The 14551-nt window shown below is 69.4% G+C and carries 14 protein-coding genes and 1 pseudogene; 10 read left to right on the top strand and 5 right to left on the bottom strand.

Annotated features, from left to right (window positions below; all coding sequences use genetic code 11):
• Positions 1–13: 13 nt before the first annotated feature.
• Positions 14–844 carry a ZIP family metal transporter gene (locus LN251_RS35405; RefSeq protein WP_458248270.1) on the top strand — a complete coding sequence of 277 codons (831 nt, stop codon included), beginning with the start codon at positions 14–16 and terminating at the stop codon, positions 842–844.
• A 49-nt stretch (positions 845–893) separates the two neighbouring features.
• On the opposite strand, the gene LN251_RS35400 is transcribed toward LN251_RS35405, so the two are convergent.
• Positions 894–1589 (bottom strand): flavin reductase family protein, encoded by a 696-nt coding sequence (locus LN251_RS35400; RefSeq protein WP_458248269.1) that lies wholly within the window; start codon positions 1587–1589, stop codon positions 894–896.
• A gap of 347 nt (positions 1590–1936) precedes the next feature.
• On the opposite strand from LN251_RS35400, the gene LN251_RS35395 reads away from it, so the two are divergent.
• A complete protein-coding gene (locus tag LN251_RS35395) occupies positions 1937–2143 on the top strand; it encodes a hypothetical protein (protein WP_458248268.1) in 207 nt (68 codons plus the stop codon).
• Between the two features lie 408 nt (positions 2144–2551).
• Here the strand turns inward: LN251_RS35395 and LN251_RS35390 are convergent, their stop codons facing one another.
• Genes LN251_RS35390 through LN251_RS35380 form a run of 3 tightly spaced genes read right to left on the bottom strand, consistent with a single transcriptional unit; the run spans position 2552 to position 4982 of the window.
• Positions 2552–2881, bottom strand: coding sequence for a hypothetical protein (locus tag LN251_RS35390; RefSeq protein ID WP_458248267.1), 330 nt, complete (start codon positions 2879–2881; stop codon positions 2552–2554).
• Complete coding sequence (locus LN251_RS35385) at positions 2878–3444, bottom strand: SigE family RNA polymerase sigma factor (RefSeq protein ID WP_383663717.1); 567 nt, start codon at positions 3442–3444, stop codon at positions 2878–2880. Before LN251_RS35385 ends, LN251_RS35390 begins: the two co-directional genes overlap by 4 nt.
• Positions 3441–4982: a sodium:solute symporter family protein gene (locus LN251_RS35380; protein WP_458248266.1), complete on the bottom strand. Its 1542-nt coding sequence runs from the start codon at positions 4980–4982 to the stop codon at positions 3441–3443. Before LN251_RS35380 ends, LN251_RS35385 begins: the two co-directional genes overlap by 4 nt.
• 168 nt (positions 4983–5150) lie before the next feature.
• On the opposite strand from LN251_RS35380, the gene LN251_RS35375 reads away from it, so the two are divergent.
• The 6 genes from LN251_RS35375 to LN251_RS35350 all read left to right on the top strand — a co-directional run bounded on the left by LN251_RS35375 (position 5151) and on the right by LN251_RS35350 (position 11304).
• On the top strand, positions 5151–5369 hold the full coding sequence (locus tag LN251_RS35375; RefSeq protein ID WP_458248265.1) for a DUF3311 domain-containing protein: 219 nt from the start codon (positions 5151–5153) through the stop codon (positions 5367–5369).
• Between the two features lie 91 nt (positions 5370–5460).
• Positions 5461–7548, top strand: coding sequence for a carbon starvation CstA family protein (locus tag LN251_RS35370; RefSeq protein WP_458248264.1), 2088 nt, complete (start codon positions 5461–5463; stop codon positions 7546–7548).
• 5 nt (positions 7549–7553) lie between these two features.
• A complete protein-coding gene (locus LN251_RS35365) occupies positions 7554–7733 on the top strand; it encodes a YbdD/YjiX family protein (RefSeq protein WP_458248263.1) in 180 nt (59 codons plus the stop codon).
• 70 nt (positions 7734–7803) lie between these two features.
• Complete coding sequence (locus tag LN251_RS35360; RefSeq protein WP_458248262.1) at positions 7804–8736, top strand: hypothetical protein; 933 nt, start codon at positions 7804–7806, stop codon at positions 8734–8736.
• Positions 8737–9699: 963 nt separating this feature from the next.
• On the top strand, positions 9700–9909 hold the full coding sequence (locus LN251_RS35355) for a hypothetical protein (protein WP_458248261.1): 210 nt from the start codon (positions 9700–9702) through the stop codon (positions 9907–9909).
• A gap of 951 nt (positions 9910–10860) precedes the next feature.
• Positions 10861–11304, top strand: a complete 444-nt coding sequence (locus LN251_RS35350) for a hypothetical protein (protein WP_458248260.1) — start codon at positions 10861–10863, stop codon at positions 11302–11304.
• Between the two features lie 34 nt (positions 11305–11338).
• Here LN251_RS35350 and LN251_RS35345 read toward each other — a convergent pair whose 3' ends face one another.
• Complete coding sequence (locus LN251_RS35345) at positions 11339–11650, bottom strand: hypothetical protein (protein WP_458248259.1); 312 nt, start codon at positions 11648–11650, stop codon at positions 11339–11341.
• A 773-nt stretch (positions 11651–12423) separates the two neighbouring features.
• Between LN251_RS35345 and LN251_RS35340 the strand changes: the two genes are divergently transcribed.
• Complete coding sequence (locus LN251_RS35340) at positions 12424–12801, top strand: nuclear transport factor 2 family protein (RefSeq protein WP_458248258.1); 378 nt, start codon at positions 12424–12426, stop codon at positions 12799–12801.
• A gap of 290 nt (positions 12802–13091) precedes the next feature.
• Positions 13092–14173 (top strand): annotated as a pseudogene (locus LN251_RS35335) (IS630 family transposase).
• Positions 14174–14551 lie beyond the last annotated feature (378 nt).

Here is a 14551-nt window from a genome sequence, read left to right as displayed (position 1 = left end):
TGGAGTCGCCCCAGTGTCCAGCCCCCAGGTAGCCCTGCTCGGCGCCATCGCAGGGTTCACCATCTACCTCGGCCTGCCCCTCGGACGGCTGCGCAGCCCCAGCCTCCGGTTGCGCGCCGGCCTGAACGCTGTGGCTATCGGCATCCTGATCTTCCTGATCTGGGATGTATTGACACATGCCTGGGAGCCGGTCGATGGCGCGCTGGGCAAGCACGACTGGGGCACGGTGGCCTCCGGCAGCATGACCCTCGTGGCGGGTCTCGCAGTCGGTCTGATGAGCCTGGTGTACTACGACGGCTGGATCGCCCGCCGTGCGACCGCTTCCGCAGCACGGCCCGCCGGCCCCGGTGCCGCCGCCTCCGCCGAGCTGGCCCCTCAGGTCCGCAGCCAGGCGAGCTCGCTCGCGCTGATGATCGCCACCGGCATCGGCCTGCACAACTTCGCGGAGGGCTTGGCGATCGGCAACTCCGCCGCAAAGGGGGAACTCTCCCTCGCCCTCCTGCTGATCATCGGCTTCGGCCTGCACAACGCCACCGAAGGCTTCGGCATCGTCGCCCCGCTGGCCGCCGAGGGCGAGCGCCCCTCATGGGCCACGCTGCTGTTGCTCGGCCTGATCGGCGGCGGACCGACCTTCCTCGGCACCGTGGTCGGCCAGCACCTGCTCAACGACACGGTGTCGATCGCGTTCCTGGGCCTGGCCGCAGGGTCGATCCTCTACGTAGTCATCGAACTTCTGGCCGTCGCCCGCAAGGCAGCACTGAAGACCCTGACCACCTGGTGCATCCTGCTCGGCCTCGTCCTTGGCTTCGCCACCGACGCCATCGTCACCGCCGCCGGCGCCTGAAGATCCTTGCCGTTTCTGGCTACCGCCCGCTTCAGCCAGCCGCCTGACCTCAGTTGGGCGCTGTGTCGGCGAGCGCACGCTCTGCGGTAGGTCCCTTGAATTTGCTGGGTGTTTGGGTGCGGTAGGAGTGGCCGAGTTCCCGGCCGAGTCCGAAGTAGTGGCGGAAGTTGTAAATGAGAGGGCTCCAGGCGGCAGGGTCGATGTGGTCGGTGCCAGGAACGACGATGCGGGCGTCGGCGTGCACCTTGCACACGACGGCCTCGACGATGACGAAGTCCCCGGAGGCGTCCGGCTGCACCCGCTCGGCACGGGCCTCCAATTGGATCGGGCATCCGGCCACGCGAGGAGGCCGGACCAGATGGGAGGGCTCGCTGGTCACGCCTGCGGCAGCGAACTTGTCCGGTTCGAAGCGGCAGCCCTTGGGCTTGCTGGAGGGCACTGGATTCCGGCCGGTCAGTGGCGCCAGCTGCTCCACGGCCGACCACTGTGCGGGGGCCGGCAAGCTGATGACCAGGTCGGGGCGGCTGCCAAGGTTGTACGCGGTCTGTCCCTCACGGCCCAGCCCGATCACAACCGTCCGCCCGAGAGCCCATGCGGATGATATTGGGGCAAGGTTGAACGAGCCGTCCTGATTCTCCGTCGACAGCAGCACCACTGGAGTCCCGAAGTACAGGATGCTCGGATCGATTTCCAGGTGGGTGGCGACTGTCTGCGCGGGCTGGGTGCTGGGAGGTGCCGTGTTCATGGTGAGCACCCTAGGTTCCGGTTATTTCGGCCAGGACCGAAGTGTCACAGGGGACAATGGACCGCAGGGCACGCGGCGCGCGCATGTGGCCAGTCCCGACCTGACCAAAGTGGCGAGGCTTCTGGCCGACGTACGCGGGCAGGTTTCTGACTCGGCTCTGCTCGACAGCCGGGCTTGGACCGCTACGGAAATGGCACGTCATGTGGGGGTGGGACCCTCCACCGCGACTGAGCACTTTGCACACGCTCGTACGCGGAAACCTGCTGGCCGAGGAACTGCAGGGCTGCCACCGCTAGGTACGTCTGGCTGGTCCACACGTCGTCGAGCTGATCGAGAGCCTCGCCGCGATGGCACCCGAACGCACCCCGGCACCCGGTTCCCTGTGGGCGGCCGGCCGCCGACAGACCCTCGCCTACGCCCGCATCTGCTCCGACCACCTCGCCGCGACCGTCGGGGTCGCCCTCACCGATGCGACGCTCGAGCGAAGACTGCTGGGCCTGGAGCGTGGACTCGGGCTCACCAACGTCGGAGCGACCTGGCTTGAGGAACAGTGACGGTCGCCGTCCGGGGGCAGGGCGACGGGACCACACCGCTGGCTGCCTTGACCTGCGTGTTTGTCGAGGTTCATGAGCAGCGACCCAAACGTGCCCGGTCGCTGAGTCGATCGGTGAGTCGCTGCGCTGGGCCTTCAGTCGCTGCAGGATTGGTGCGGTGCCACCGTTGTTCCGCATGTGCTGCACGATCCCACCGCCCTAGTTCGCTAGTCTGCGTCCGTCGTTGAGTCGCTACTAGAGGGTGCGCATGTCCGCTGAGCTGCAGTTTTGCCGCAGCGACTCAAGAGCAGCCGCCAGCGACCGTCCTTCAGTCGCTGGCTCTCTGGCCCTGGCGCAGGTGTGCGCCCGTCGAGGCTGGCCCGTGCATCCCCTCGCCCGGGGCCGGAAGACTCCAGCAGCGAACTGCCCTCAGTGCCGCGAAAGCGCGCACGCCCCAGCCGACTGCCCCTGCCTGCTGGGTGATGGTCCCAGGCCGGAGAAGATCACCCCTGGGTCCGAAGGCGCCTGGTTCAGTACCCACAGGCCGATCAGGGTGGCCAGGGTGAACACCACGGCGATCAGCACGGCGAGCACGAGCCGGCGCCGGCGCTCGCGGCGCAGCCACTCGCCGCGCGCCGTGCGGTAGGCGTCGGGCGCGGCCCGCACCCCGCCGGCCAGGGCGGCCAGGGCCTCGCTCAACTCCCTTTCTGTGCGGTCCGGATCGGTGCCGCGCGACGGAGTCGTGTCTCGATGCGTCATCGGCGGGCCTCCATCGCCTGGGTCAGCGCGGCGAGGCCGCGAGAGGTGTGGGTCTTCACCGAGCCGCAGGAGATGCCCATCGCGGCGGCGATCTCGCTCTCCTTGAGGCCGAGCCAGTGCCGCAGCACGAGCGCCTCGCGCTGCCGGGCCGGCAACTGCTGCAGCGCGCCGATCAGGACACGCTGGTCGTCGCGGAGCAGGGCCGCGCTCTCGGCGGAGACGACGGTCTCCTCGGGTGGGTTCTCCAGGTGTCGGCGCGCCACTTGGAGATGGCGTATCCGCATCCGGGTCAGATTGCAGACCGTGGAGCGCAGGTAGGCCTCCGCCGCCTCGATGTCCCGCAGCCGGCGCCACTTGCGGTAGATCTGGTAGTACGCCTCGGCCACCACGTTCTCCGGATCGTCCGCGCCCAGCAGCACGGCCAGGCGCAGCATCGAGGAGTAGTGCACCTCGAAGAGCCGGGCGAGTCCGGCCTCCCGTTCCAGCTCGGCGGGGTCCGGCACGGCGGGCGCCAGGGGCTCCACGTACGGCTCCGGCACCGGAACGGCATGTCTGCGTCTCACGGTTGGTTCGCTCCCGTCTCGGGGTGCCGCCTGACGGGCAGGCGGGACGGCAGGTCGGTGAGGTCGGCGCCGCGCGGGACGCCGAGACGTTCGAGGACCGCGGTGCCGGCCACCGTGACGATCAGGTTCAGCAGGAGTGCGGCCAGACCGGCGTAGACCTGGAGCGGTCCGAAACCGAGTGCCACGATGGACGAAAAGCCCTCACGGACCACCATGCAGGTGCCGGCGGCCATGCCCACGGCCCATCCGGCGAGCAGCGCCCGCGGGTGCAGCCGGCCGGTGAACAGCCCGACGGCCACGGCCGGGAAGATCTGCAGGATCCACACCCCGCCAAGCAGTTGGAGGTTGACGGCGTCCTGGTCGCGCAGTCCGAACACGAACGCGACCGCCCCCACCTTCGCGGTGAGCGAGACGGCCTTGGCGATGCGGACCTGCCGCTTGGGTGTGGCCGTCGGGTGCACGTACTCGACGTACACGTTGCGCACGAAACTCGTGGCGGCCGCTATCGACATCACGGCGGCCGGGACCAGCGCCCCGACGGTGATCGCCCCGAACACCAGCCCCGCCAGCGGCCCCGGCATCAGCCGGTCCACCAGCATCGGCACGGCCGCCTCGGCACCGCCCTTCGGCGCCCGCACCCCCGTCGCCAGCGCCGCGATGCCCAGAAACCCGAAGAGGGCGAGCAATCCGGTCCAGGCGGGCAGTGCCACCGACACCTTGCGCAGGGTGCGCGGTCCGTCGGCGGCGAACCCGGCCGTCAGTACGTGCGGGTACATCAGGAGGGCGAGCGCGGAGCCGAGGGCGAGGGTGGCGTAGGCCGGCTGCTGGGCGGGGGACAGGAGCAGTGCCGGGCTGCCCAGGCGCCGCGCCGCTCCGTCGAAGACGGGGCCCGGCCCGCCGAGCCGCTTCAGCACCAGCCAGGTGACCGCGGTCAGCGAGACGAAGACGGCGACGGCCTTGAGCGCCGAGATGACCGCCGGCGCGCGCAGCCCGTGCCGGTAGGTGGCCACCGCCAGCCCGGCGAACAGGGCCACCATCACCAGGTCCCCGGTCGCGCCCCGCGGGTACACGCCTCCGGCCGTCAGCACGGCCCGTATGCCGAGCAGTTGCAGCGCCAGATACGGCATGGTCGCCAGGATGCCGGTGAGCGCGACGACCAGCGCCAGCGACGGCGAGCCGTACCGGCCCCGTACGAAGTCGGCGGCGGTGACGTAACCGTGCCGCCGGGCCACTGTCCACAGGCGGCTGAGCAGCACGAAGGCGAGCGGACAGACGATCACGGTGTACGGGACCGCGAAGAAGGCGGCGGCCCCGTTGCCGTACGCCAGACCCGGCACGGCGGTGAAGGTGTACGCGGTGAAGACGGTGCCGCCCAGGAGGAACCAGGTCCACACCGGGCCGAGGTTGCGGTCGGCGAGCGCCCAGCCCTCCAGGGACGGCAGGCGGTCGCTTCGGTGCAGGCGCCGCGCGGTCACGGCGAGCAGCGACGCTCCGCCGATCACGGCGAGGAACGTCGCGGTCATGGCGCCGTCGGCCATGGGTCACCGTCCTTGGTGTGCCTGAACCTTCGCGCAAGAGTTGCGCGAGGGCCCGGAACGGATGACAGACAACCGGCGGGAAATGTTCTCGACATTCGCTGTCAACCGGTTGTGGGAGGTGGGCAACTCTTGCACAGACCGACAGCGAAGGGGAGAGGAGCGCAGGTCATGGCACGGACCGGTCATCACCGGCTACGGCGTGTTGCGATCGCCGTACTGCTCCTCGCACCCGCCGCGGGCCTGCTGTGGGTTCCCTGGTACGCCGGCGCGGAGCCGCGGGTGGCGGGCACACCGTTCTTCTACTGGTACCAGCTCGCCTGGGTGCCGGGATGCGGTCTGTGCCTGCTCGCCGCGTACGCGCTGACGGACCGACATCGCCGACGCTGATCCACGCGCATCTTCCGTCACACCCTCGAGGTGAGGAGCCGCCATGCCCGAAACCGCCCTTAATACGCCCGAAAAGCGAGCTGAATCACGCATGTCACCTCGGTCGGTCCTGCTGTGGGCCACCGTCTCCGTGCTCGGCGCCGTCGCCTGGGGCGTCCTCGCCCTCTCCCGGGGGGAGAAGATCTCCGCGGTCTGGCTGGTCGTCGCCGCCCTCGGTTCGTACGCGATCGCCTACCGCTTCTACTCCCGCTTCCTCGTCCGCCGGGTCCTCGAGCCCGACGACCGCCGCGCCACCCCGGCCGAGCGACTCGAGGACGGGGTCGACTTCCAGCCCACCGACCGCCGGGTGCTGCTCGGCCACCACTTCGCGGCAATCGCGGGCGCCGGACCGCTGGTCGGCCCGGTCCTGGCGGCTCAGATGGGATACCTGCCCGGCACGCTCTGGATCGTCGCCGGGGTGATCTTCGCGGGCGCGGTGCAGGACACGGTGGTCCTGTTCCTGTCGATGCGGCGCGACGGCACCTCGCTCGGGCAGATGGCCCGCGACGAGATCGGCAAGGTGGGCGGGGCCGCGGCCCTGGTCGCCGTCTTCGCGATCATGATCATCCTGCTCGGGGTGCTCGCCCTGGTCGTGGTCAACGCCCTCGCACACTCCCCCTGGGGCACCTTCTCCGTCGCCATGACCGTCCCCATCGCCCTGTTCATGGGCTTCTGGATGCACCGCGTCCGCCCCGGCCGGGTCGTCGAGGCAAGCCTCATCGGCGTGGCGCTGCTGCTGCTAGCGATCGCCGGCGGCAGCTGGGTGCAGAACTCGTCGCTGGCGTCCACCTTCACCCTCAGCCCCACCACCCTCGTCTTCTGCCTGATCGGCTACGGCTTCGTCGCCTCCGTGCTCCCGGTGTGGATGCTCCTGGCCCCCCGCGACTACCTCTCCACCTTCATGAAGATCGGCACCATCGCGCTCCTGGCGGCCGGCGTCGTGGTCGCCGCCCCCGTGCTGCACGCGGACGCGGTCAGCAAGTTCGCGACCTCGGGCGCGGGCCCGGTCTTCGCCGGCTCCCTCTTCCCCTTCCTCTTCATCACCATCGCCTGCGGCGCGCTGTCCGGCTTCCACGCCCTGGTCGCCTCGGGCACGACGCCCAAGCTGATCGAGAAGGAGTCCCAGGTCCGGATGATCGGCTACGGCGCCATGCTGATGGAGTCGTTCGTCGCGATCATGGCGCTGATCGCGGCGGCGACCCTGGAGCCGGGGCTGTACTACGCCATGAACGCGCCCGCCGGACTTCTCGGCGCGACGGCCCAGTCGGCGTCCCACGCCGTCGCGGGCCTCGGCTTCACCATCACCCCGGAGCAGCTGACGCACGCGGCCGGAGCAGTGGAGGAGCAGACGCTGATCGCCCGCTCCGGCGGCGCCCCCACCCTGGCCGTCGGCATGTCGGAGATCTTCTCCGGCGTCTTCGGCGGCACGGCGCTGAAGGCCTTCTGGTACCACTTCGCGATCATGTTCGAGGCGTTGTTCATCCTCACCACGGTCGACGCGGGCACCCGGGTCGGGCGCTTCATGCTCCAGGACATGCTCGGCAACGTGTGGAAGCCGGTCGGCCGGGTCAACTGGAAGCCGGGCATCTGGCTGTGCAGCGGCCTCGTCGTGGCCGCCTGGGGCTACTTCCTCTACACCGGTGCCACCGACCCGCTCGGCGGTATCAACCAGCTTTTCCCGCTGTTCGGCATCGCCAACCAGCTCCTCGCCGCCATCGCCCTCGCCGTCTGCACGACGGTCCTGATCAAGTCCGGCCGGCTGCGCTGGTCCTGGGTGACCGGCGTCCCGCTTGCCTGGGTCACCGCGGTCACCTTCACCGCCGGCTGGCAGAAGATCTTCTCCGGCGACCCCAAGGTCGGCTTCTTCGCTCAGCGCGCGAAGTATGCCGACGCCCTGCACGCCGGCCAGGTCCTGCCGCCCGCCAAGTCCCTCGACGACATGCACACCGTGGTCACCAACTCCACGGTTGACGGCGTGCTCATCGCCGTCTTCCTGCTGCTGGTGGCCGCCGTGATCGCCAACGCGGCGCTCGTGTGCGTGCGGGCCGTACGCCGGCCGGGCGCGCTCCCCACGACCGAGGCGCCCTACGTCGAATCCCGTATCGACGCGGCTCCGGAGCTCGTGGAGGTGGGACCGTGAGGGCCATGACCTGGGCGCGCACGGTGGGCTGGTATCTGCGCGAGTTGACCGGGGAGGCCGAATACGACCGCTACTGCGAGCGCCACCGGCGCCACCACCCCTTCGCACCGGTGCCGACCCGCCGCGAGTACCAGGTGCTGCGCACGCTGCACCGGGAGATCCACCCGCAGGGCCGCTGCTGCTGATGAACCCGGGGCGGGCGCCCCGACCTATGCGCCCGCCCCGCTCGGCACCGGAGCAAGAGGAACAGGATCGATGTCAAGACGCCGCCCACCCCTGCTGATCCGCCCCGAACTCGACGACCGGGCGCTGCACTCCACCCTGAAGGAACTCCGTCCCGGCCGGCAGCTTCACGGTCTCGGAGCGGGCCGCACCCGTCCGCTCTGGGAGCCGGTCGCCGAGTTGCTCGCGGAGACGGGGCCGGACTGGGACCGCCGGGTGCACCGGCTCTCTGTGCTGGCACGCGCCCTGCCACCCTCCGTCCCCGAGCGCTGGGCGGCCGACCGGCCCGGCGACGGGGACGCCCTCGCACTGCGGGCCTGGGCGCGCTCGGTCCGCGCCGCGACCGAGGGGCGCGGCGCCGTCCCGGAGGCCGAGCGGGCATGCCTGCGGGCGGCCGAGTCCTGCCCACGGGACCCGACTCCCTGGCTGGCGCTGCTCGAACTGCTGCACTCGCTCGCCGTCCCCGCCCACGCGGCGGTTCCCGCGTGGAGCGAGGCCGTCACCCGCGCCCCCTGGCACCGGACCGCCTACCACCAGCTCCTGCGCTACCTGTCCCCGCGCGGCCACGGCACGGTCGCCGACATGCTCGACTTCGCCGCGCAGACCGCGGCTCGCGCGCCGCACGGCTCGCCGCTCGCCCTGCTCCCCGTAGCGGCCCGTGTCGAGCTCGTCGCCCACCGGCAGCGGCAGACGCCCCTCGGCGCCGACGGCCACTGGCACGAACCCCAGGCGGCCGAGGAGGTGACCGCGGCCCTGAGCGACTGGTTCGAGACCGCCGCTGCGCCGCACGCCGAAGTCGTCACCGACCTCAACCTCCTCGCCTTCGCCCTGATCCGCAGCCGTCGCGCGGCCGAGGCGGGCGCCGTCTTCGGGCGCATCGGCCCCTACATGACGCCGCAGCCGTGGGGGCTGCTGCCCGATCCCAAGGGCACGTTCCTGTACTGGCGGGACCGGTTCGGCCGGTGAGGCTCACACCGAGGCCGGTTCCACCTGAGCCGGGTCGTCCTGCGCGGCCGCCTGTCATGGCGGTCGCGCTGAGTGTGGGTGCGTCCGGCTGCCGAGATCCAGCGGAAGTTCGTTTCAAGCTCCCGCCCCGTGCTGCATGACGTCCGGCCACCGCACGAACGGTGACCGACTCGCTCTCGCGCAGGGACCGAGAACCTGGGCGGCCCGGCGCGCCTCGGCGACTGACCCAACGGTTGCTTCTCCGCACGCAAGTAACGAATCCTGCAAGGGGGTTCATCGATAACGCTCTGCGGGGGGGCGTCAGGCAATGTCGCGTGCCAGACGGTCCGCCCCTCGTCCTACGTGCCGCTGTCGGCGTTCCGCGGTGAGGATCCGGATCAGGGGCGCGCGAGCCTGGCCGCCAGATAGGGTGCCGTGGCACTGCGGCGGGCCTTCGCCACCTTGTCCGGCGGCCCCGTTGCGACCACCCGCCCACCCGCGTCGCCGCCGCCCGGACCGAGGCGATGACCCAGTCGACGAGACCGCCACCGCCGACAGCGGTCCCCTGCACGGCGAGCCGGAACCCGAGCACACCTCCGCCCGCGACGAGGCCCCGGCGGCGAACGTGGTCGGCGAAGGTGACGGCCGCGCTGCTGGAGCCCGCCTTCCTCGACCAGTTCGCCGACGCGCTCAAGGCCGCGAAGACGCGCGCACCGCCGCCGCGCGTGCCGAACTCGCCGAACTCACCGCTCGGCTCGCACCCGTCCGCGCCGAACTCGCCGCCAGCGCTGCCCCGCAACAAGAAGGGAACTGACCATGCCGTGCGCCTGCCAGAAGAACAAGACGCAGTGCTAGGTCGTCGACGCCGGAGGCAACCGCGTCTTCGGGCCCACCCCGTACAAGACCACAGCGGACTCCATGGCCGCGCGCGGCGAGGGCGGCACCGTCCGCGAAGTCGCAAAGAAGTAGGAAGGAACAACCGTCATGGGATGTGGCTGCGGCGGCAACCGCAACTGGCCTGTCGGCGCACAGCCCGCTGCCCGCCTGAGTAGGACGACGTATGAGGTCGTCCTCGACGGCGGGAACGGCCGCGTCGCCTTCACCACCAGCAACAAGCCCCTCGCGGACGGCGTGTCCGAGAACTACCCCGGCAGCATTGTCCGCCCGTTGGGTGCCGCCCCACAAGGGACGTGACAGCGCCCCGCTCTCCTGCGGCTTCGCTGGAGGGCCGGCACTTCGTCGGTCAGACGGTCTCGCCGGCTCCTGGCGGTCGAGCAGCTCCCGTTCCCCAGCGCGGAGCCGGGCCGTCCTTCCACCGCGTGTCGGCCAACCGGTATCCAGTCATCTGCCCTGAGGGTCACGCCCATTCGGCGTAAGGCGGGGCGCGTGTGATTGCCCGTCAACGGGAGCGGGTCCAACATGGTCGGACGCTGAACTGCTTATAAGAGCAAGCCCCTTGTGCCGCAGATGGCTGGACACCGCGCGACACAAGGGGCTGACGGAAGGACGAACGTGTCGATCCAAATCCACAATCCCATACGAGCCGGTACTCGGCCACGTGGTGGCATCTCAGCTGTCGTCGTGGTCGTGGTCATCGTGGTGATGGCCACGATCATGAGCCCCGATCGGATCGCTGCTGTTGCTGCCCTCGTCACCGCCGCAGTCGCTGCCGTGTCGAGGTTCGGGCCGAACAACCTCGTCAGTCAGCCGAGCGGGTGCGGCACCGCAGTGACTAACGCCTCCTGAGGTATGAACCCGAGGGCCTGGTCTTTCAACGACCAGGCCCTCTGCCATGGCGCGTAGTTCAGAGAAGGCTGGGCGCCGCCCATCGCCCCATGCCGACGGATGCCCGCCCTTGACGCCCAGGTCCCGCCATCCACGCAGCTAAGATGCCTCCTCCCGCTGCGGCCTGCTTGGCGGCGTCGATGCGCTCCTGCTGCTCCGTGCGCATGGACTCGACCCCGGAAGGACAGCGAGTGCATCACGTGGTGCCTGCACACCGGGAACGGCGCGTCCGGGGAGTGCGGCGACGGCGGGTGCAGGCTTGCTCGTTGCCCGGACGTGGCGGCCGCGTGCGCGGACCCGTTCTGTACGCCGCCCTAACCGCGGCAGCCGGGTACACGCTGCTCCTGCTTCTGCGAGGTGATGGCCACCAACCGGGAGTGCTACGAACTGGACCTGTCCAACCGGCCGGCGTGGGGCACGGACGTGCCCGTGATCTCGGCGTTCGCCGGGAGTGAGGACCTGCGGCGGCTCACCGTCTCCTTCTACGAGCGGGCGGAGCAGGACGGGGACCTGTCGTGCGCGGAGATCGCCGACCGCAAGCGCTGCGACCCGCTCGCCGTCTTCGAGGTCAGCTTCGTGCCCGCCGGGGAGACGCTCGTCCTGGACGGGCAGATCGGCCGCGCCACCGTGGAGTGCGGCGGCAACTGCGAGACGAGCACGAGAGTGTGGGGCGCCAACGGCGCCCCGCCCACATGGCCCACGATCGACTGCGCCAGCCTCTGCATCTGCCTGGAAACCGATGCGCTGCTGCCGCGGGCCGACGATGCGCGGCTGACGATCGGGGTCGCTGGGCGGGGGTACTGATCCCTGAACTGGCCGAGCGTGCCCATTCCGGGGCTCAGGTCTGTGCTCCTGGGGGCTGACCAGGTGGAGCGGGGTGGATCATCTGACTGAAGTCGTAACTGCAATTACCGCAGCGCATGACGCCCTTGCGGACCTTGTTGCCGCAAGCCGGACAATACCGATGGTGCGGCCGGGTAATCAGCCACAGGACTCCCAGAATGATGTCTCCGAGAGCCCAAAGCAGGATGATCAAACCGACGCCGATTCCGGTGCCCACGTTGCTGGCCTGGCAGTTCGTGAGTTTGTCCCCGGTCAGTCCATTGCAGCTCTTGCCTGTCGCGGCTCCTGAAATGGCCCAGATCAGCATGATCAGATTGAACGCGAGGATGACCCAGGTGAAGACGCGCCAACGGGGCAGAAAGTGTCTGCCCGTCTTGGGGCTACGGGGTGGTTGCGGGCGTGACGTCCAACCCTGGCCTGGATGGCCACCGGCTGGCGGATTCTGGTGAGCCATGGCGTTGACACCTTCCCTTGCAGCCGGGAGATGCGGTGTTTGGGCACTGGCCGAGTGCTCCAATTTTCAACGCTACCCCTGTGCGTGCGCATGCACCTGTCGAGGAGGCTGCTCCCGTACCACTAGCCTGATCACGCGCCGCTGGTTCTGGGCCGGGCCTCCTTCTGTGCTGAGGGTCCGTTGTCGTCGGCAGGTTGCGGGGTGTACTCCGCGTACATCGTGGACCGTGGCGGGGCGGTGGTGACGCCGGCGAACACGCTCGTGTCGGTGGAATGGACGAGAGTCCTGGACGACGTGAGCACCGCCCGCGTTGTGATCAACCCCGACGGGGACTGCTGCGCGAAGCTCGGCAAGGTCCGCACGTGGAGACACAAGCTGGTCCTCGCCCGGGGCGATGTCACCGTGTGGGAGGGGCCGATCATTCAGGCCGAGTGGTCCTTCGGCAGGGTGGAGTTGTGGGCGTCCGACGTCCTGGTGTGGCTTGACCGGCGCGTGACCCATCAGTCGATCGTGTTCGACGGCTCTGACCTTGGCGACATCGGGGCCTGGCTGATCGAGGACGCGTTCGCCCCGGACGACCCGGGCCACACAGTGGAGATGTCGGGAGGGGCTGTCAGGATGCGGTCATGGATTCTTCGGAGATCGTTCATGCATTGTGGGAGCGCATGCAGGCCCGGGACTGGGCCGGGTTGGGTGAATTGCTGGATGAGGACTTGGTGGTGGAGTGGCCGGTCAGTGGCGAGCGGATCGTAGGGCGGACGCACTACGTGCGCATCAACGCGGAGTATCCGGACGGGTGGTCGATCCGGGTGCTGCGGGTCGTCGCCGAAGGCGACCAGGTGGTCTCCGAGGTGGAGGTTCCGCACGAAACGATGGGCGTGCACCGGGTGGCATCGTTTTGGACGGTGCGGGAGGGAAGGGTCGTGGCTGGCCGGGAGTATTGGAGCGAGTTGGGTTCGGATCCGTCGCCGCAGTGGCGGGCCGCTCTGGTTGAGCGGTTGTGAAAGAGCCGCGCGACATGCGGGCGGGGGCAGCCGGCTGATGAGGATCCAGCAAATGGTGACGTACCTTCGTCACGCCACGTGGCCCGACTCCGACAGAGATTCGCATCGCCAGCTTCTTCTGATCCGCTCTCCCAACGACACACCCCCTCGCCTCCCACCCGCGGCACGTCGGCAGCACCTTGCACGAGTTCACTGGGACGCATGCGCTTACGAGAAGGACTCGTTACTGACCTTGCTGGCGTGATGTCGTCGGGGTCGACAAGCTGTGGTTGTCGCAATAGGCCGGTCATATGAGGTATCCGCAAGGGGGGGGCTGACCGCGGAGCGACGGGCGTTTCGCGAGCAGGTCCGGATGCAGGCGGCCGAGTTGTTCGCCCCGGGACACGACAATGCCACCATCGCCAAGCAGTTACGTGTCAGCGTGCGGTCGGTACAGAGGTGGCACCAGGCTTGGGAGCACGACGGAACACCGGCACTAGCGTCGAAGAGGCAGGCGTCCAGGCCCAAGCTGAGTGAGGCCCTGTTCGAGGTACTTGAGCAGGAGTTGGCCAGAGGGTCGGTAGCGCACGGCTGGCCGGACCAGACATGGACGCTGGCGCGGATCAAGACGCTGATTGGGCGCCGGTTCCACAAGAGCATGACACTGTCGGCCATCGCGCAGAAGCTGCACCGGCACGGCTTCAGCCACCAGGTCCCGGCCCGCTGCGCGACCGAGCGTGACGAGGACGCTGTCACGGGGTGGGTGAAGGAGACATGGCCCCAGGTGGAAATGCCGTGGCGGCGCTCGGGGCCTGGCTGTGCTTCGAAGACGAGGCCGGGTTCTCGATGACGCCGCCACCTCCCGCACGTGGGCCAGGCGCGGGCACACACCCGTCATCCGGGTGCGGGGACGCTCCCAACGCCGCTTCTCCCTCGCTGCTTTGGCCTGCTACAAGCAGGGTCAGCGCTCACGCCTGATCTACCGGCCCAAACAGCATGTCGACACAAGCGGGGCGGCAGACGCAGTTTCACGTGGGTCGAATGCCGCGGCTTACTCATCGCCGCCCACCAACAGCTCGGCGCACCGATCGTCCTCGTGTGGGACAACCTGAACGTCCACCGAGACCGCCGGCTTCGGGAGTTCTTCGACACCCATGACTGGATCACCTGCTACTTCCTGCCGGCCTACGCGCCCGATCTCAATCCCGTCGAGGGCATTTGGTCACTGCTGCGACGCAGCAGCCAGGCCAACACTGCCTTCACCGACGCCGACCACCTCATGAGCGCGCTTCGGCACGGCCTCCGACAGATCCAGTACCGCAGCAACCTCATTGATGGATGCCTCGCCGAAACCGGCCTCACCCTGACGACATCACACCGACAAGGTCAGTAGAGGCTATGGATCGGCGGCGCGGCGGTCTTCGGGCGGTACTGGCGCGCCTGTCGCCAGTATGCGCGGGGCTGATCGATGAGTTCCACCTGGGGAATCGCGCCGCTGCTCCTCGAGGGCGGGGGAGCGGCTGCTGGACTGTGTCGGTCGGCGGCTCCTGGGTGTCCGAACTGGTCGGCTCACCGACCCTCACGTCTTCCGCTATCCGCGCTAGCAGGCGGAAGGCCGTCGGCAGGCGCAGGACTACGCGCGCTCCATCGGAATCCCCGAGCCGCAGCTGGACTGGCAGGACTGACCCATCGGGCCCGCGTCTCCAGCGGGGCCCACTGCTGCTACGGCCACCACCTGGGGATTACGTGAACACGGGGGTGGGGAATTGGC

The sequence above is a fragment of the Streptomyces sp. MAI_2237 genome (assembly GCF_054189285.1).
The sequence above is the reverse complement of the archived record's forward strand: the minus strand, read 5'-3'. Positions and strand labels throughout refer to the sequence as shown.